The organism is Porphyromonas sp. COT-108 OH2963, assembly GCF_000768895.1.
GTDB classification, from domain to species: Bacteria; Bacteroidota; Bacteroidia; order Bacteroidales; family Porphyromonadaceae; genus Porphyromonas_A; species Porphyromonas_A canoris.
The window spans coordinates 46,962-65,017 of sequence record NZ_JRAP01000012.1 but is presented as its reverse complement, the minus strand read 5'-3'; the positions used below and the strand labels follow the sequence as shown (position 1 = coordinate 65,017).

The 18,056-nt window shown below is 46.9% G+C and carries 17 protein-coding genes; 12 read left to right on the top strand and 5 right to left on the bottom strand.

The annotated features are described in order from the left end of the window. Positions 1 to 31: 31 nt before the first annotated feature. The 10 genes from kdsB to nagB all read left to right on the top strand — a co-directional run bounded on the left by kdsB (position 32) and on the right by nagB (position 10,308). Positions 32 to 793 (top strand): 3-deoxy-manno-octulosonate cytidylyltransferase, encoded by a 762-nt coding sequence (gene kdsB, locus HQ39_RS06780; protein WP_036864898.1) that lies wholly within the window; start codon positions 32 to 34, stop codon positions 791 to 793. After that, positions 763 to 2,781: a DNA primase gene (dnaG, locus tag HQ39_RS06775; protein ID WP_036864895.1), complete on the top strand. Its 2,019-nt coding sequence runs from the start codon at positions 763 to 765 to the stop codon at positions 2,779 to 2,781. Before kdsB ends, dnaG begins: the two co-directional genes overlap by 31 nt. Before the next feature lie 23 nt (positions 2,782 to 2,804). Further along, positions 2,805 to 3,746: an ABC transporter ATP-binding protein gene (locus HQ39_RS06770; RefSeq protein ID WP_036790032.1), complete on the top strand. Its 942-nt coding sequence runs from the start codon at positions 2,805 to 2,807 to the stop codon at positions 3,744 to 3,746. Continuing rightward, entirely contained in the window at positions 3,743 to 5,056 is a 1,314-nt protein-coding gene (locus HQ39_RS06765) for an ABC transporter permease (protein WP_036864893.1), read from the top strand. Before HQ39_RS06770 ends, HQ39_RS06765 begins: the two co-directional genes overlap by 4 nt. 225 nt (positions 5,057 to 5,281) lie before the next feature. Then, positions 5,282 to 6,025 carry a ThiF family adenylyltransferase gene (locus HQ39_RS06760; protein WP_036864891.1) on the top strand — a complete coding sequence of 248 codons (744 nt, stop codon included), beginning with the start codon at positions 5,282 to 5,284 and terminating at the stop codon, positions 6,023 to 6,025. After that, on the top strand, positions 6,022 to 6,684 hold the full coding sequence (locus tag HQ39_RS06755; RefSeq protein WP_036864889.1) for an ABC transporter ATP-binding protein: 663 nt from the start codon (positions 6,022 to 6,024) through the stop codon (positions 6,682 to 6,684). The genes HQ39_RS06760 and HQ39_RS06755 overlap by 4 nt, the downstream gene beginning before the upstream one ends. Before the next feature lie 12 nt (positions 6,685 to 6,696). Next, positions 6,697 to 7,368, top strand: coding sequence for a ComEA family DNA-binding protein (locus tag HQ39_RS06750; protein ID WP_052079521.1), 672 nt, complete (start codon positions 6,697 to 6,699; stop codon positions 7,366 to 7,368). A 59-nt stretch (positions 7,369 to 7,427) separates the two neighbouring features. Next, positions 7,428 to 8,261, top strand: coding sequence for a prolipoprotein diacylglyceryl transferase (lgt, locus tag HQ39_RS06745; RefSeq protein ID WP_036864886.1), 834 nt, complete (start codon positions 7,428 to 7,430; stop codon positions 8,259 to 8,261). Between the two features lie 22 nt (positions 8,262 to 8,283). Next, a complete protein-coding gene (locus HQ39_RS06740) occupies positions 8,284 to 9,480 on the top strand; it encodes an FprA family A-type flavoprotein (protein ID WP_036844830.1) in 1,197 nt (398 codons plus the stop codon). A gap of 36 nt (positions 9,481 to 9,516) precedes the next feature. Further along, positions 9,517 to 10,308 (top strand): glucosamine-6-phosphate deaminase, encoded by a 792-nt coding sequence (gene nagB, locus HQ39_RS06735; protein ID WP_036864883.1) that lies wholly within the window; start codon positions 9,517 to 9,519, stop codon positions 10,306 to 10,308. 227 nt (positions 10,309 to 10,535) lie between these two features. Here the strand turns inward: nagB and HQ39_RS06730 are convergent, their stop codons facing one another. After that, positions 10,536 to 11,048, bottom strand: a complete 513-nt coding sequence (locus tag HQ39_RS06730; RefSeq protein ID WP_036864881.1) for a hypothetical protein — start codon at positions 11,046 to 11,048, stop codon at positions 10,536 to 10,538. 155 nt (positions 11,049 to 11,203) lie between these two features. On the opposite strand from HQ39_RS06730, the gene HQ39_RS09615 reads away from it, so the two are divergent. Then, positions 11,204 to 11,341, top strand: coding sequence for a hypothetical protein (locus tag HQ39_RS09615; RefSeq protein ID WP_160216116.1), 138 nt, complete (start codon positions 11,204 to 11,206; stop codon positions 11,339 to 11,341). Positions 11,342 to 11,666: 325 nt separating this feature from the next. Next, positions 11,667 to 12,584 (top strand): DUF5694 domain-containing protein, encoded by a 918-nt coding sequence (locus tag HQ39_RS06725; RefSeq protein WP_152565530.1) that lies wholly within the window; start codon positions 11,667 to 11,669, stop codon positions 12,582 to 12,584. A 28-nt stretch (positions 12,585 to 12,612) separates the two neighbouring features. On the opposite strand, the gene HQ39_RS06720 is transcribed toward HQ39_RS06725, so the two are convergent. Genes HQ39_RS06720 through HQ39_RS06705 form a run of 4 tightly spaced genes read right to left on the bottom strand, consistent with a single transcriptional unit; the run spans position 12,613 to position 17,867 of the window. Continuing rightward, the gene (locus tag HQ39_RS06720; protein ID WP_036864880.1) at positions 12,613 to 15,321 is read right to left on the bottom strand and encodes a hypothetical protein; all 2,709 of its coding nucleotides are present in this window, start codon (positions 15,319 to 15,321) and stop codon (positions 12,613 to 12,615) included. Continuing rightward, positions 15,318 to 16,151 (bottom strand): GLPGLI family protein, encoded by an 834-nt coding sequence (locus HQ39_RS09275; protein WP_052079520.1) that lies wholly within the window; start codon positions 16,149 to 16,151, stop codon positions 15,318 to 15,320. The genes HQ39_RS06720 and HQ39_RS09275 overlap by 4 nt, the downstream gene beginning before the upstream one ends. Continuing rightward, positions 16,151 to 17,071, bottom strand: coding sequence for a GLPGLI family protein (locus HQ39_RS06710; protein ID WP_036864877.1), 921 nt, complete (start codon positions 17,069 to 17,071; stop codon positions 16,151 to 16,153). The genes HQ39_RS09275 and HQ39_RS06710 overlap by 1 nt, the downstream gene beginning before the upstream one ends. Then, positions 17,013 to 17,867, bottom strand: coding sequence for a GLPGLI family protein (locus HQ39_RS06705; RefSeq protein ID WP_036864875.1), 855 nt, complete (start codon positions 17,865 to 17,867; stop codon positions 17,013 to 17,015). Before HQ39_RS06705 ends, HQ39_RS06710 begins: the two co-directional genes overlap by 59 nt. Between the last annotated feature and the right edge of the window lie 189 nt (positions 17,868 to 18,056).

Here is an 18,056-nt window from a genome sequence, read left to right as displayed (position 1 = left end):
TGCAGAGAGATCTTTAAGTATAGCAATGTCGATGAAAACAATAGCAATCATTCCTGCCCGGATAGGCTCTCAACGCCTGCCCCGTAAGCCTTTGAGACTGCTCGGAGAGCTGCCCATAGTGGTACATGTTTACAATCGTGCAAGTCGGTATGTGGATCTTGCCGTTGTCGCAACAGATTCGCAAGAGATTGTGGATGCCGTGGAGGCACACGGCGGAAAAGCCATCATGACCTCTCCGGACCATCAAAGCGGAACGGATCGTTGCCTTGAGGCGTACAGGAAGAGCGGATTTGTGGCGGATGTCATCATCAATGTGCAGGGGGATGAGCCTTTTGTTTCAAAAGAACACTTGGATCTGCTTCGCGGTGCATTTGAAGATGCTCGGACGGATATAGCGACTCTCTGCATAGATTTGGCTAAAGAGGGGAATGTCTCGGAGCTGGCAAAGAATCCGAATGTGGTGAAAGTGGTTAGGGATCTCTCCGATAATGCACTCTATTTCTCTCGCCTGCCTATTCCGTACTCCCGAAAAGATGAGGGAGGCATACCGGTAGATCTTTCCGGGGTTTACTACAAGCATCTTGGTATGTACGCTTACCGACCGGAAGCATTGGAAAAAGTCTGCGCACTTCCGCGCTCTCCATACGAGTGTATAGAGATGCTGGAGCAGCTCCGTTGGTTACAAAACGGATTTCGGATAGTATGCAGAGAGACAAACATCCCGACTATCGGAATAGATACAGAGGAGGATCTTGAAACAGCATGGAGGGTGTTGGCGGAAAATATAGGATAGATGCCCGAACAGTAGATGAGGTTCTGGACAGAGCAGAGATAGTAGACGTGGTGAGCGACTTCGTATCTCTGCATCGTCGTGGACAGAATTATATAGGTCTCTGTCCTTTTCATCAAGATCGCAATCCTTCTTTCTACGTTTCTCCTTCCAAGAATATATGCAAGTGTTTCAGCTGTGGAGAGGGCGGTTCTCCTCTCAATTTCATCATGAAACACGAGCAACTCTCGTGGGTCGATGCCATTCGGTACCTTGCCAAAAAGTATGGAATAGAGATTGTGGAGCGCGAACTCTCGGCGGAGGAGCTTGAAGTCCGAAACGAGAGAGAGGCTCTTTTCATGGCAAACAGCTTTGCCCGCGATCTTTTTGTCCGCGAACTGTTTGAAGTGCAAGAGGGTCGCACCATCGGTCTATCCTACTTCAGAGAACGAGGCTTCCATGAAGAGGTCTTGAAAGAGTTTCAGATAGGCTTTTCTCCCGATAAGCAAGGGTATCTCCACTCAGAGGCTATGAAAAAAGGTCTCAAGGAGGAATCTCTTATCAAGGCAGGACTTATAACGAAAGGAGAAGACGGGCGCATCTGGGAACGTTTCCAAGGTCGGATCATATTCCCGATACATACTCTCTCCGGAGGTGTCGTTGGTTTTGGAGGCCGCATCCTCAAACCTTCTCAAAAAGCAGCGAAGTACGTCAACTCTCCCGAAACGGATATTTATAGTAAAGGAGACGAGCTATACGGACTTTTTCAGGCAAAACAGGAGATCGGAAAGCAGGACAAATGCTTCGTCGTGGAGGGTTACATGGATGTTTTGGCACTTCATCAGGCAGGAATAAAGCATGTGGTGGCATCTTCCGGTACGGCTTTGACAGAGTCTCAAGTGCGTAAAATCAAGAGGTTTACTCACAATATAACGCTCTTTTTTGACGGTGATGCTCCGGGACTTAAAGCGGCTCTTCGTGGTATTGATGTGGGATTGGAGCAGGGATTGAACGTTAAGATCCTCACGCTTCCTCCCGAACACGACCCCGATACATTTGTCAAAGAGAAAACACCGGAGGAGTTTTACGCCTATGTCGATGCCAATGAACAGGACTTTGTGAGCTTTAAGAGCGATGTGCTGATGCGAAACAAGGGACAGGACGTACAGGCTCGCGTGCAGATGACGAGCAGTATTCTATCCTCTATCGCACTCATTCCGGATGAGCTGACAAGGGAGTTTTACATCAAAGAAGCCGTTGCTCATACCGGAATATCGGAAGAAGTGGCATTCTCATCCATCAGCGAGAAGAGGAGCGAGAGGCAGAAACATTCCGAGCAATCTCTTTCACGGATAGAACAAGAGGCAGAGACTCTCTCGACGGAAGGGCAGACAGAGCGGCTTGTACAGACCCCGGCAAAAGATCACAATCTCAAGCCGGGAGAGTTTGCCTTGCTACACGCCCTGCTCAAAGATATTTTTACCGTCCTTGACCCCATAAAGTTTGAGACCGAGTCGGGCGAACTTTACTCTCCGGCAGTATTCGAGCTGGTGGAGGGAGAGCTGTCCGAACTGGAAGACACCGGCTTCTTCTCCGAAGCATTCACGCGTTTCTATCGCCTTCTCTACAAAGAGATGATCCCGAATATGGATAAGGAGCAGATTTACAAGCAGCTTCTCTCTCATCCGGAAGATGGTATCCGTCTGTTGGGTACTCGTATCATAACGGACGAGAGACCTTTGAGTGCCATTCATGGAGGAGAGAAAGATAAGACGGAAGAGGCTCACAAGCTGGTAACAGCTGTCTATAAGCTTATTCTGAACCTGAAGTTCAACTACGTCAGAGAGAAGATAGACCACCTTATGGAGAGTTTGAAGGAGACAGATGAGGAGAATATCGAACGGCGTACAGAGATTCTGAAAGAGATACAACGCTGGACAGCCATTAGGAACAATATGGCAAACCGATTGGGAGAGCGTGTTCTCATCCCAAACAATATCATACTGAAATAATAATCCACACACATACGAACCAGATGATTTTTATAGAAACAAAAGAGATTGTAAAAGACTTTTCCGCTCATCGTGCATTGGATCATGTCAGCATAGAGGTGCAGCAAGGAAGAGTTTATGGTTTACTTGGTCCCAACGGAGCAGGTAAGACCACTCTTATACGCATACTTAACCGCATTGGTATATCCGATAGCGGAGAAGTGTTGTTTAAGGGAAGAAAAATGGTACAAGAGGATACGCAGAACATCGGATACCTTCCTGAAGAGAGAGGACTCTTCCGCAAGATGAAAGTAGGAGAGCAGGCCATCTATCTGGCAAGACTTAAAGGACTTTCCAGACAGGATGCCGTGAAGAAGCTGACAGAATGGTTCGAGAAGTTTGATATCATGCCTTGGTGGAATCGCAAGGTAGAAGAGCTCTCCAAAGGGATGCAGCAGAAGGTGCAATTCGTTGCCACTGTCCTTCATGAGCCCGAACTGCTCATCTTTGACGAGCCTTTCAGCGGTTTCGACCCCGTCAATGCCAAGCTCCTAAAAGATGAAATCCTCGGTTTCAAAGATAAAGGACACACCATTATATTCTCCACACACAATATGCAGAGCGTGGAAGAGGTGTGCGATGATATGGGACTGATCAATAAGTCTCGCCTTGTACTTCAAGGTTCAGTAAGCGAAATCAAACAGCGTTTCAAGGGATCTAAATATGGTATCAGCTATTACGCTAACAACGGATTTGAGATACCGTCATCTCTTAAGGAGCGTTACGGTGTCAGTATGCATCATAACGAGAGAGCCGGATTTTGGGAAGTGGAGGTGCTGAACCCGAATCAGGCGAGCGTGAACGAGATTATCGCGGACTTTGTTCCACTTGGCGAGCTTGTGAAGTTTGAAGAGATCATTCCGTCCATACAGGACATATTCATAGACACTGTAACCAAAACAGAACCAGTAGCAGTAGAAGCATGAAAAAGTTAGGAGTAATAATATCTCGTGAGTATCGTGAGAAGGTACTCAAGAAGTCGTTCATTATTTTTACGATTCTCACCCCGATCTTCTTTATCGCCATCAGCTTTATCCCGGCGATATTGATGAACACCAAGAGTACAACGGACGAAGAGAAAGTGGTTCTTGTTGCAGACCAGCCCGGAAAGTACTTCTCCCACCTTAAGAACAAGGACGGTTTTCGTTTCATAACCACTTCCAAGAGCTTAGATGAGGAGCGAGCCGAAGGAACAGAGATGTATGCCTATGTGCTCATCTCGGAGGACTTGTTGGAGAATCCCAGAGGGATAAAAATCTTTACGGAAAAGCAGATTACATCGGAGCTTTCGGATCTTGTTTACGATCAGATCATGCCGGTGCTTCAAGAGGAGAAGATCGCTTCTTTCGATATTCCGAACCTGAAAAACATTATTGATGATACCAAGGTGCGTCTGGATATACAAACCGCAAAGATCGTTGCATCCGGAGAGGACAGTGTTTCTTCTTCCGCCGGTTTGGCATCTGCTTTGGGGATGATAACCAATTTCGTGATGTACTTCTTCATCTTCATGTACGGGATGATGGTATTTGCCTCCGTTCGGGAAGAGAAGAAGAATCGTGTCGTGGAGGTGATCATCTCCTCCGTGCAGCCTTTTGAGCTTCTTATGGGCAAGATTATCGCTGCACTTCTCATCGGTTTCACTCAGCTCTTTATTTGGGCTGTGGTGTTTGTCGGGGGAGTCTTCCTGCTTCAGCTCTTCATGTTCGACACCCTCACTACATCCGTTGCGGAGATGAAGCAGATCTCTGCCGCACAGGAAAGTGTCATGATGGAGGGCTTCATCGAAGAGATTCTTGTGCCGTTGCAGAGCATCAACTTCTCGCTCATCTTCGTGGCATTCATCCTCTACTTCCTTGGAGGTTATCTGATCTATGCCTCTCTTTATGCCGCAGTGGGCTCGGCGATAGACAACGATGAAGACGGACAACAACTGATGATGCCCGTAACGATCATTTCTTTGTTGGCATTTTACTTCGGCTTCTATGCTGCAAATAATCCGGATGCTCCGCTTACTATTTTTGCTTCCATGTTCCCGCTCTCTTCTCCGGTGGTGATGATGGTTCGTTTGCCTTTCGAGCCTCCGATGTGGCAGTTGGTACTATCCATTGTAATACTTATTGCTTCGGCTCTCGGTTCTATCTGGTTTGCTTCCAGAATATATCGTGTCGGTATATTGATGTACGGCAAGAAACCGTCCTACAAGACCTTGATGCAGTGGTTGCGCTATAAGTAGTGGGCGAAAAAGTCAAGATGAAACAGAGAGGAGCTTTGTTTGAATACAGATAAGACTTGGCCGATCTCTTTCGCAGACGAATCTGCAAGCCGGAAACGCTTTAGGACTTCCGGTTTGCAGATCTTTGTTTTTCACCTTAGAGAGTAAATATTCGTTTGTAAGTTTGATATACGAAAAAGGAGTCACGATAGCACTCTCTTCTTCGTTTTTCGTATTTTTGTGCTTATGATTGAGAACGTTTACGGATGGCAGGAGCGTACCGAACTCTTGATGGGTACCGAAGCCATGCAGAAGCTTAGAGAGGCTCACGTGCTGGTAGTTGGCGCAGGCGGTGTGGGAGGATACGCTTTGGAGATGTTGGCTCGTGTCGGAGTGGGACGCCTCACCATTGTGGATGCCGATGAGGTTAAGGAGAGCAACCGCAACAGACAGATCATTGCTGCCTGCTCGACCGTCGGAAAGGCTAAAGTGGATCTATGGGAAGAGCGCATCAGGGATATTGCCCCGGAGTGCATCGTCCGGACTCGCAGAATATTCTTGAAAGACGAGCTGACGGAAGAGCTTCTCAATGCCGAGCCTTATACCTTTGTCATAGATGCAATAGATACGTTGAGCCCGAAAGTCTTTCTGATCGCCTCGCTTCAACGCCGTTCCATGCCGTTCATATCCGCCATGGGCGCCGGCTCGAAGTTCGATCCCACAAAGCTTAGAGTGGGCGACATGAAGAAAGTAGGCGGATGTCCTCTCTCAAGAGTCGTCCGGAAAAGATTGAGAAAGCTCGGTGTCTCGGTCTCTTTCCCCGTTGTCTACTCCGAAGAACTGCCGGACAAGGAGACGCTTGAAGTAACAGACGGAGAAAACAATAAGAAATCGGTGAACGGAACAGTGGCTTATCTGCCCGCCGTAGCCGGATGTTATGCGGCTTATTATGCCGTAAGTGTGATAACCCAAAAAGAAGAAAACGAATGAGCAAAGCTGTAATATCCGCCCAAGGAATAGAGAAGAGCTTCGGTCCGCTACATATACTGAAAGGTCTCTCGATAGAGGTGTACGAACGAGAGATAGTAGCCGTCGTGGGAGCAAGCGGCACCGGGAAGACAACCCTGCTGCAGATATTGGGGACACTGGACAGTCCGGACGGAGGATCTGTCCGGATCAACGGCACGGACGTAGTAACGCTTAAAGGAGACGAGCAGGCAAGATTTCGCAACAAACACATCGGCTTCGTGTTTCAGTTTCATCAGATCCTGCCGGAGCTTACCGCTCTCGAAAATGTCGCAATACCCGCTCTCATCGCAGGGGTATCCAAGAAAGAAGCCTACGCCAAAGCGGAAGAGCTGCTCCGTTACCTCAATATGGGAGAGAGACTCCATCATAAACCTGCCGCACTAAGTGGAGGAGAGAAGCAACGAGTGGCTGTTGGGCGTGCTCTCATCAATAACCCCACGGTGATCCTTGCGGATGAGCCGTCGGGAGCATTGGATAAGGCACACAAAGAAGAGTTGCACAGTCTGTTCCTTAAACTTAGAGAGGAAAAAGGTCTCACCTTCGTGATCGTAACTCACGACGATGCGCTGACCAAGATCGCCGATCGTACCATTAGACTTGCGGACGGAATCTGCCAATAAAAGCCGCTTTCCATGGGTAAGAAAAGACCTGCTTGGTTTTATCTCAAACGTTCGGATGTAACCGCCATCATCATTCTTCTCCTTTTTGTTGCCCTCTTTGCCGGGTATCTGCTCTATTCCGATCCGTCCGAAAGATCTCACGGAGCTGTTGTGGCACAGGAAAGCTCGGAAATCTTGAAGGATACTGTCCCGAATATCCCCGCTGTTGTCGAAGATACGGTCTCTCGCACGAAGCATTATCCCGGACCTCCGAAACGTGAGCAGCTCCCGGAGAAGATGAAAAAAGGAGAGAAGATAGACCTCAACAGTGCCGACTCTGTCCTACTCGTCCGTGTGCCCGGCATCGGTCCCTCTTTTGCCAAAAGGATTGTGAAGTATAGGGAGCTGCTTTGGGGCTATTATTATTGTACGGAACAGCTTCAGGAGGTCTATGGAATGGATAGAGAGCGATACAGCCGGATAAAGCCCTACTTCTATGTAAAAGAGCTTCCGATGCCTGTCAGGATCTCATCTTTTGAAGGTGGAGAGCTGCGCAGACATCCTTATGTCTCATTCCGTCAGGCGTCCGCTCTCAAGCGTATTCTCACCAAAGGAGATCTCCCCACGTGGAAAGGATTGTACGAGACCTCGCTCTTCTCTGTGGATGATAGCCTTAGATTGTCGCCTTATATCATATTAGAGTAAGGGCGTCTCGTATATTATGACTAAATTTGCAATGTCTAAAATTATAATGAAGTAACTATATGTTGGCATACATAACATGGGAAGCAGATCCTATCATCCTTACTCTGGGAAGAGTTCGGTTGAGTTGGTATGGTCTGTTGTTCGCTGTCGGACTTTTGGTTTTCGGGTACTACATCCTCGATAAGATGTGGAAAAGAGAGCAGTTACCTGAGAAATGGTTTACCCATCTTGTTATTTATACCGTTCTCGGAACATTTATCGGTGCACGGTTGGGACACGTTCTCTTCTACAATCCATCCTACTATCTGGCAAATCCGATAGAGATTCTCAAGACATGGGAAGGAGGTTTGGCAAGTCACGGAGGTGTGCTCGGTATCATCATTGCCATCTATTTTTATAGTAAGAAAGTGAGTCATAAGAGTATGCTCTGGGTGTTCGACCGTCTTGCCGTACCGAGTGGATTGGTGGCGGCAATGATACGTACCGGAAACCTTATGAACCATGAGATATACGGCAGACCTACGGATCTTCCTTGGGGATTTCGCTTTATCACCAATCTTTACGGTGGTGAGATCCACGGTGGAGAGCCTGTATTCTCTCTTCCGTCCCACCCTACGCAGATCTATGAAGCTCTTGCTTATCTTATCATATTCGCAATATGTATGTATCTCTACTGGAAACGCGATGCGTATAAAAAGACCGGTCTCATCTTCGGAGTGTTTATGACCCTTCTTTTTACTGCTCGTTTCTTCATAGAGTTTTTGAAGAATCCTCAGGAAGATTTCGAGGTAGATATGCTCCTGAATATGGGGCAGCTGCTCAGTATTCCTTTTATCATAGTGGGGATTGCTTCCATAGTGTACAGCCAAAAGGCAAAACAGAATAATATTTAACACTAAAAACTACGATATAAAAATGTATTACATTCCAAAGGTAAACGACTCTACCTACTATCTTGGCGTAAACGACAGAACGAAACATCTCTTTGAAAACCTGTGGCCTCTGCCTGCCGGTGTGGCGTACAACTCTTATCTGATCAAAGACGAAAAGAATGTACTCATAGACACCGTCGATATTTGCTATGCAGACAGATTCCTTAACAATCTTGAGAGAATACTTGGTAACGAACCGCTTCACTATCTGATCGTGGATCACATGGAGCCGGATCACTCAGGTTCTATCCGTGTTCTTAAACACAAGTATCCCGATATTCAGTTTGTGGTGAATAAGAAAAGTGCCGATATGCTTAAGGGCTACTTCGACATCACGGACAATGTCGTGATCGTTGACGAAAGCACTAAGCTCAACATCGGATCCCGCGAACTCCAATTCATCTTTGCTCCCATGGTGCACTGGCCAGAAGTGATGTTCACTTACGATGCTAAGGAAAAGGTGCTCTTCTCTGCTGATGCGTTCGGATCTTTCGGTACGTTGGATGGTGGTATTTTCGATGAAGAGGTAGATCGTACAGCGTTCTACAACGAAGTGTATCGCTACTATTCCAACATTGTGGGCAAGTATGGCTCGTTTACACAAAAAGCGATAGCCAAGTGTGCCGGCCTTGAAATCGGAACCATTTGTGCCACTCACGGACCTGTTTGGAGAAAGTATGCCGGAGAGATCATTGCTCTTTACGACAAGCTCAGCAAGGATGAGTGGGAAGTGGGAGCCACCATTATCTACGGTTCCATGTACGGACACACCGAAGAGGTGGCGGAAGTGATCGGACGTTCATTGGCTCATCACGGCGTGAAGAATGTGGTACTCTGCAACGCATCCACGATGCACCCCTCTTATGTCCTCTCCAATGTCTTCCGTTATAAGGCTGTGGTACTTGGTTGCCCAACGTACAACAACGGACTTTATCCTGTGGTAGAGACAGCGATGAACATGATCGAGAGCCGTGGTGTCAAGGGTAAGCTTTTTGCCTGCTTCGGTTCTTACACATGGAATGGTGCTGCCGTGAAGAATCTCAAACCCTTTGCCGAAACCATGAAATGGGAGACACTCGAAGAGAACAGTGTGGAGATCCAGATGGAGATGAAGGATGCAGACATCGCCGCAGCATGGGATCTCGGAAAGCGTCTGGCAGAACAGCTGTTGAAAGACTAAGATACAGAAGTATATTCCATACAACACAAAAGATTTATGAGACTTATTATCCAACCCGACTATGATCGGATGTCGCTATGGGCAGCAGAGTACGTTGCAAAACGTATTGCCGATGCTGCTCCTACCGCAGACCGACCATTTGTATTGGGACTGCCTACCGGCTCTACGCCGATGGGATTGTACAAGAACCTTATCCGTCTTCACAAGGAGGGTAAGGTCTCTTTCCGCAACGTTGTAACGTTCAACATGGACGAGTACATCGGGCTGCCGCAAGACCATGAACAGAGCTACCACACCTTTATGTGGACCAACTTCTTCTCCCATATAGACATCCCGAAAGAGAATGTCAATATCCTCAACGGCAATGCCCCCGATATACAAGCCGAGTGTGAGGCATACGAGGCAAAGATGAAGCAGGTTGGCGGAGTAGATATATTCCTTGGCGGTATAGGTCCGGACGGACACATTGCATTCAACGAGCCGGGATCTTCGCTTGCCTCACGCACAAGAGTGAAGACGCTGACATCGGATACGATAGCGGCAAACTCCCGTTTCTTCGGCGGCGATATATCTAAAGTACCTGCCACAGCAGTAACAGTGGGTGTGGGTACCGTGATGGACGCCAAAGAGGTTATCATTCTGGTCAATGGCTTAGGCAAGGCACGTGCGCTCTACCATGCGGTGGAGGGAAGCATCAATCAGATGTGGACCATCTCCGCACTGCAGATGCACCCGAAAGGCATCATTGTCTGCGACGAAGATGCTACGGCAGAGCTGAAAGTGGGAACCTATAAGTATTTCAAAGACATCGAGCGTGCAAACCTCTAAGAGGCTTTGAAGAGAGTTCGGTGATGAGATAAAGGTGGCTTGAATAACATCGGTTCAGTGAGAGAAGATTAAGAGCATACCTTTATCCATAAAGCAAAAAAATCACTACTAAAAGGGTTGTAACACCTGTTAGTAGTGATTTTTTTGCTTTCAGACGGCAAACAGTTCCGTTTGAAAGTGTGCTTTCGCACTTACCTGTATGATTATAATATCAATTGGTTCTACTTCTATTTTTGAGAAGCCGGACTCAAAGTCAATACCCTAAGTACCTCGGCATCCTTATTGATGTTTTCCAGATGTAGCTTGTTTTTTGTCCACTCTTTCTTTACAAATACAAACTCCTGCCATTTTTTGAGCCAAGGTTCTTTGTCAATATCGACATAAGTAACAATGCTCAAGGCATCATTTTGGAATCTATACGTTCCCTTTCTTTCCCAAGTAAGCCCTTTTTTGTAGGTAATATAAACAACACCCTCCTCTACATTACCACCGGACTTTCCCTCATTTTCATTTTTTATCGTTGCCTTAGGGTTGAGCTTGGTCAAGTCTCCCGACATAAAAACAAGGGTAACATCTCCGGAACCATCTTCGTGTGTGGCTGTGCCTTGCCATACATGATTTCTTAGAAGAGGTTGTCCGCAATCGGGCACTTGGTTATTTATATCACACGAAACAAAAAGGATCGGCAAGATAGCCGAAACGACCAAAGAAAAAAGTTTAGTAAGTTTTGTTGCATTCATAGCTGTTGGCTTTTTAGAATTTAGTATTGAAAAATAAAAGTTTACGGTCATAAATATAATAATTATTCTCAGAACAAACTCGCCCCGATCCATAAATCTTGCTCCGGACTTTTCGGCTGTGAACGTAGTGCTGTTGCGAAACAGATGGGGTTTTAATGGATCGTGTCGAGGTAAGAGCGTCAGGCTTACTCCCTTGTAATCAGATAGAACCGATATGCCGGGCGGTATCGGTACGGATGATCTGCTTTTTGCAGGTAGAGCAAAATGTGAACCTGTTTACAAGAGAGATTTAATGTGTTTATTTTTGCTTCCGAACAGATTAAAAACTCCAAATCGAGCTTTATTCTCCGCAAATCAAGGCTTGTTCCCTGTAAATCGAGGCTTGGTTTGTAAGATTCAAGATTTGATTTCTGCCATTCGAGCCTTGAAGTCTCATTCTGTTCACTTTCAAAGCAGTTTTTAATGCCTTATAAAAGAGATTTTGAAAGTGAATATAGAAAGATCTTTGCGCCATGCCTCACGCTTCGGTATCTGTTTTTTTGTAACTTTAGGCGCGTTAAACCTTGATGAACAGAGTATTTCTCTTTCGTCTTTGTAAGAATGATACAGGAATAAGATATGAAAAAATACATTGGGTTACTGCTATTCTTTGCCCTTTCGATGAGCATGGCGAGTCAGGAGAAAGAGGTTCTGATCATGGGAACGATGCACTCCGTACCTGCCATTGTAAAGAACAGCTACAAGCCTCTGCTACGCTATGCCATGAAGTATAAGCCGGAAGCGGTTTATGTGGAGTTTATCTGCCCGAACGATACCGTTAGTCTGCAATTTTTTACACCCCGATTTCTCCACATATCGGACTCTCTCAGAGCCGTAAAGAGCATGGACGAGAGCCGATTTGAAGAGCTTCGCACCCTGCCATTGGCAGAGCTGACGGAGGAGGATTTCGGGTTCCTTTCCGAAGCATATCTTATCAAGAGAGACCGGGTAAACCATCTCTACTACAACTATCTGCGAAAGTATGGCGTGAAAGGAGCGGATAAAGCGTTTGGAAATGAGAATGAGGATCTCTCCTTCAAGCTCGCAACTGCAATGAATATCAGGGAACTCTACTGCATGGACGACCAGCAGACCACGGATAAGTACTACAAGGCATGGTCTCAAACCCGTAAGGCAGGGGAGAAGAATGGAGACAACAGAGAGGGGGATCGGTTGATAAAGAGAGACTACAACCGCTCTATCCTTCCGGCTCTATTGGGTCGTCTCGGCAAGTACACCAATAGTCCGGCTTCTCTGTATCGGAAACATCTTGTCAATTCGTTCCGATACGTGAAGTCTTCCACCCCGTACAGCGAAGAGGCTGCAAAGTATTGGGACGAAAGGAACAGCCGTATGGCAAAAAATATTGCTTCTCAAGTAAGAGACAATTCTCACCTGAGAAGCATTGTGATAGTAGGTGCAGGGCACGTTGTGGGGCTGAAAGAGGCTCTCGAAAAATGCTATCCGGAGCTGAAAGTGAGGTTGATGTACCACTAACCTTTCCGCTCCTCTCTATCTGCCCATCCTATTTTTTAGCCAGATTCCACCTGAACGAGAGCAAAACTTCACTCGGTCGGAGGAAGAAGGTAGAGGAGTGAGCGTTCAGACCATTTCGGCTCTCTACGCGGTATATATCGTTCTGTCCCAAGTTCCGAACACTTAGTACCACCGTAGCCCAAGGGAATACATACTGAGATTCTCCATCAAAGAACCATATCCCTCTGCGTTTGCCGCCTTCGATGTCCGAGTTTTTGCTGTCGTACATATTGGCACTCGCTTTCAGTGTCCACAGTGAGGTCGGGCGGGCATACATGGAGAACGAGTGGTACATATTGGTCTGTTTAGCCTCCTTTCTGTCGCTATCCTTCAGTCCGAAAAGGGATAGAGAGTAGTTCCCACTGTATTTGAAGCTCAGTTTTCTCGAAGCCAGCCACTCTATTGTAGGGGATGCCATGACTCCTTGAGTGCGGTGATCGAACACTTTTTCCTGCTGTACGATCTTGCCTTTGGCTATGGAGTGGTTCACCTCTAAGTTGGTCGTGAGACCGATGGAGCGGAAAGACTTTTGCACGGAGAGCGATTGATAGAACGACTCACTATGGGTCTCCCTCCAGTCCGGTCTGGATATGATGTAAATGCCATCGAGGTAAGAGGATGAGCTGCGAGGGGATAGTGCGTTCGTGTATCGCAGATTGTAGGATGCGGAGAAGAAGTTGAGCACATCTTTATAAGCGGAGTAGAGCCATGCCGAAGAGGCTCTTGTCTTCCACCAGGCGGCTTCGCCCGTTCCTATTCTGCCTATCCCTCGGAAGATGTATGGCGTATAAAGAGAGAGAGGATAAGAGCCGTCGCCCTCGTTGTAGCTGCATCCCAGAGTGGAGTAGAAGCTTGAAGATGGCTCGTATCTCAAGTAAAGAGACGGGGTGAAGCGAATATCGTTTTGAGAGATTAGGATAGGCTTCTCTTTCGATCCCTTTTCATTCGAGGAGGCAAGCATCCATGTTACGGCAGGAGTAAGGGAGAGACGGATGTACTTATAGTTCCAAATCAAGGAGGGATTAAGGGTTGTCTTGGCTTCCTGATAGGTAATACTGCCCGAAGTGGGGTGAGTACCGGCAAACTTCAGACCCGTCAATGAGCTGGAGAGTTCCTCTCTGTTGAGATCCACATTCACGCCCAGATCAAGCTCCCATCCCTTTCCGGTGTAGTAGTAAGAGAGAGAAGCCGCATTGCCGAAGCTTTTGCTCTCGATCTTTTGAAGTATGTCCGTGGCTCCGTCAGAGAGTCCTTTGGGAGCATGAAGCGCAAGAGAGTTGGGGCGATAAGTACCAAAAAGATTATCCGAAAACCTTATCCGTCCCTTTCCGAACTTTTTGCTCCACTCTATATCATTGGATAGCGTACCGGATGGAGACTTTGTAAACTCCTCGTAAGGGTGTTTGTTGGCTATCTTTTCTCCTTGCAGCTCTTTGTGCAGAAGCGAAAACTCGGTCTTCACTCTGGTATATCTCGACTGTCCGTTGAACGTATAGCTGCTCTCCAAAGAGAGTTGATGGTGCTTGTGAGACAGGATCTGCTCCTCCTCTATCTTGGTCCGTTCGGTGGGAGAAGTCCTGAAAAGAGTGGTGTATAACGCACGTCTGTCTGCCTTGTCAAAGCCATAGTTCACGTTCATACGCCATTGGGCATCTTCCGAAAACTTCCTTATATGATTGGCAGAACCGCTTGCGGATTGGTTTATTCTGCCTTTGGCTCTCACGATATGATCGCCAAGATCGGCACTTGAAGAGAAAAAGTCGCTGCCTTTACTCTGTCCACGGCTTATGATGCTCCATGGTGAACCATCGTAACCAAAGCGATTCATTTCCGAAAGGATCTCTTTCCCCTCATTATTGCCCTTGGCTATCAGCATCGTTTGAAAGGTCTTTCCGAATGTGGAAGCCGATCCCTCCACCAAATATTGCGGTTTGGCATCTCTGTTGATACCTGCTCCGGTCTCCAACGAATAGATCCAGTTCAACTTCGCTTTCTCGGTCAGACGGATGTTTAGAGCCGTTTCTTCACTTCTGGAAATATCTTTATCCATCTTTATTGCCTCGTGATTTTCCAGTAACTCAACGGATGCAACATCTTCCGTAGTGAGGTTCCTTGTTACCTGCGAATATCGTCCTCCCATCAGATCCATACCTTCGACGTACAGCTTGCTCAGGTCTTTGCCTTGGTATCTTATCTTTCCCGATGTGTCTACACTCATTCCCGGTATCCGCTTTAAGACATCTTCGAGAGAGCGATCGCCTAATGCTTTGAGCTGATTGACCGAATAGCTCGTCGTGTCTCCACGTTGGCGCACGGGAGTGGAGTGTACAACAACCTCTTTCAACTTCTCTGTCCGAGGCTCCATAAAGAAACTCTGACCGTTCAGAACGGCTCCGAGATCCGTTTTGGTCAGCTTCTTATAAGAGAGGTGATTGAATAAGAGGATCACTTTAACCTTACCGATCTCCTGCTTGGTCGTTATTTTGAAGAATCCTTTTTCATCTGTAAATGTTCCGCCGAGTATTTTCCCGTTATCACCGGAAACGACAGACACCGAGACATGATGCACTCCGTTGTTGTTGCCTTTCTCTTTAACCCATCCGGAGATTGTGTTTTGAGCATGAAGCAGAGCGGTAGAGCCTACCAAAAAGAGGGCAAAAAGAGAGAGAATACGCAGGTTTATCTTAGACGTTATCATCTTTCAAGCGGTATATAGTTCATCTTTTCCCAAGTGGGTGTAAGCATTGGTTCTCCATTGGAAATGATCTTAACATCCGGCGAAGTCTGGATCAAGAAGCCGAAAGGATCTGCTATAAAGTTTCCGTAAAGCTCTTCTACCTTCTGCTTCGATGCCTTTTTGCTGCTGATATGAGGCAGAAGAGAGGATCTCGCTTTAGCGTAACTCTTCTGCTCTGTCTGCTCTTCAAAGCCGAGAAAAGAGAATTCAAAAATACCTTCCATATCTTTCGCTTCAAGTATCAGACCCGGCAATCCCCACAGCTTCCAAGGTCCGGCGGAAGACGGGATCTCTTGCGTGTACCACACTTGCCACTCTCGTCCCATGTACGAAGCACGGGCAAGAGTGCAGCTGTATGCTCCAATCCGTTTGGTGCTATCCGCTAAGATGCGCCATTCGGGGGCGGTAACCTTTTCGGTGTAGGAGTACTCCTCTTCGAGTATCCGGTATGAGACCTCACGCTGTTGCTTATCGAACGAGGAGCGTATATATATTGGCTCTCCCTCCTCTTCGATATTCGGATCTTCCCACATCGCCTCTTTTACGCTGCTTCCGGTACTGATTTTGGATAAAAGGGTAGAGTCTATGAAAGCCAATACCTTGCTGTAATAGTGGCTCTCATCGGGCATAATCTCCAAAATCATCTCCTCCGGATCCGGCTTTTTATTCTTTGAGATTTCGTACTGTTTATGCAACAGATAGTGAACTTTATAGCCGTAGGTCTGCCCATAAACAGATAAAGTCGCCACGAAGAGCAGGGCAGAAAGGAGTGTTGCCTTTCTCATTTTCATCACTTTTCCAGATAAACAAAATCTCTGAGCAGATCTTCCTGAGACAGCTTATTGCCATTCTGATCCGTAACGGTAACCTTTGCTCCCGGATATATAGAGCGAAAGTAGCCGACAGGATCGGATATAAAGAAAGCGAAAGCCTCCAATACCTGTTTCTTTTTCCCCATGTGCTTATTTTCCCAAGCATCCTTGTACTTCGAGAAGTCGCCGTACAGCTTTTCCGGAGTAGTGGCAGAGAAAGAGGATAGAGCGAATGAGAAGAGACCTTCACTATCTTTAGCCTCGACGATGAGTCCGGGCAGACCCCACAGTTTCCATGGTCCTGCAGGAGACGGAATATCGGGTGTGTACCACGCTATCCACTCTCTTCCGAGATATTGAGCCTTGGCCATGATGCAGTTGTAACCGCTCTTTACCGCAGTGCTATCCTGCACCACTTCCCAGGCAGGGCGGGTCAGCTCCTCCGTGTAGTGGAATAAATCGACATTGACAGCATGAATAGTCTCTCTGCTGTTGCTCGAAAAATCATTCTTGACACCGATATTCAGACTAGGTCTTACACTCGATCTTTGCCTTGCCAGAACAGCCTTGGTGCGGTCTTTGTCCTTGTCAAAAGAGGATTGATATATGGAATCTCCCACCTCGAACCAGCGGTCAAAGAAGAAGCTCTTATCCGATGAAATCTCCAAAACAGCCTCTGTATATGAAGATTTATTCTTTGCTTTCTTAGGCATATACGAGCCCTGCACCTTGTAGACAGCTCTATAAACCTCATTGTTTTCCGCCATGGCACTTCCTGCCATACAGAACAGCAGAGCAGCCAGCAAGGCAAAAGTAAGATTCTGTTTCGCTCTCATATCGTTATCTTTCCAAATAAACAAACTCGTTCCGTAGCTCTTCTCCGGTGATCTCTCTACCATCTTTATCCTCTATGCGCTTTATTCTTCCCGGCATTGTGGTATGCAGATACCCGACCGGATCGGATATAAAGAACGAAAGAGTTTCCACCACCTGTTTCTTCTTTCTTGTCTGTCGCTTCTTCCAGGCATCTTTATACTTCGAGAAGTCGCCGTACAGCCTTTCAGGAGTAGTGGCAGAGAACGAGGCGAGAGTAAATGAGAAAACTCCCTCACTATCTTTAGCTTCGACGATAAGCCCGGGCAGACCCCACAGTTTCCAAGGTCCAGTGGGAGAGGGAATATCGGATGTGTACCACGCTATCCACTCTCTTCCGAGATATTGAGCCTTAGCCATGACACAGTTGTAACCGCTCTTTACTGCCGTGCTATCCTGTATCACCTCCCAGGCAGGGCGGTTCAGCTCCTCTTCGTAACAGTACAAATCCACTCCGATGACATGGGATGTCTCTCTGTTGTTATCTGCAAAGAAGCTCTTCACACCTATTTTCAGACCGGGAGCCACACCCGTTCTCCGTTTTGCCTGAGCGGCTCTAAGCATATCTCCGTCCAAGTCCAATGATGCTTGGTAAACGGAGTCGCCGACCTGAAACCAGCGGTCGAAGAAGAAACTTCTATCCGGATAGATCTCCAGAACAGCCTCTGTATATGAACCCTTATCTACGGCTTCTTGAGGCGTGTACGAGCCTCTTACCTGATAGATGGCTCTATAAACTTCACTGCTTTGTGCGGTGGCACTTTCCGCTGTTCCGAGTAGCAGAGAGAGCAACAGGCATACAGGAAAAATGATTTGTCTCATAAGTGTATGGTGTATTCGTGGTTGTTTGCTTTGCAAGGTAAGTAAAATATTTCTATAAAAAGTCGGATATTTTCTCTTTTGCACTTTTTTAATGCTTCTTGAATAGATTTGTATTGAAACTCTCATCTTTCAGCTGTTGAAGCCGTTCTGTACGGAGGAAACTTTCTCCCTGTCGAACAACTCTTTTTA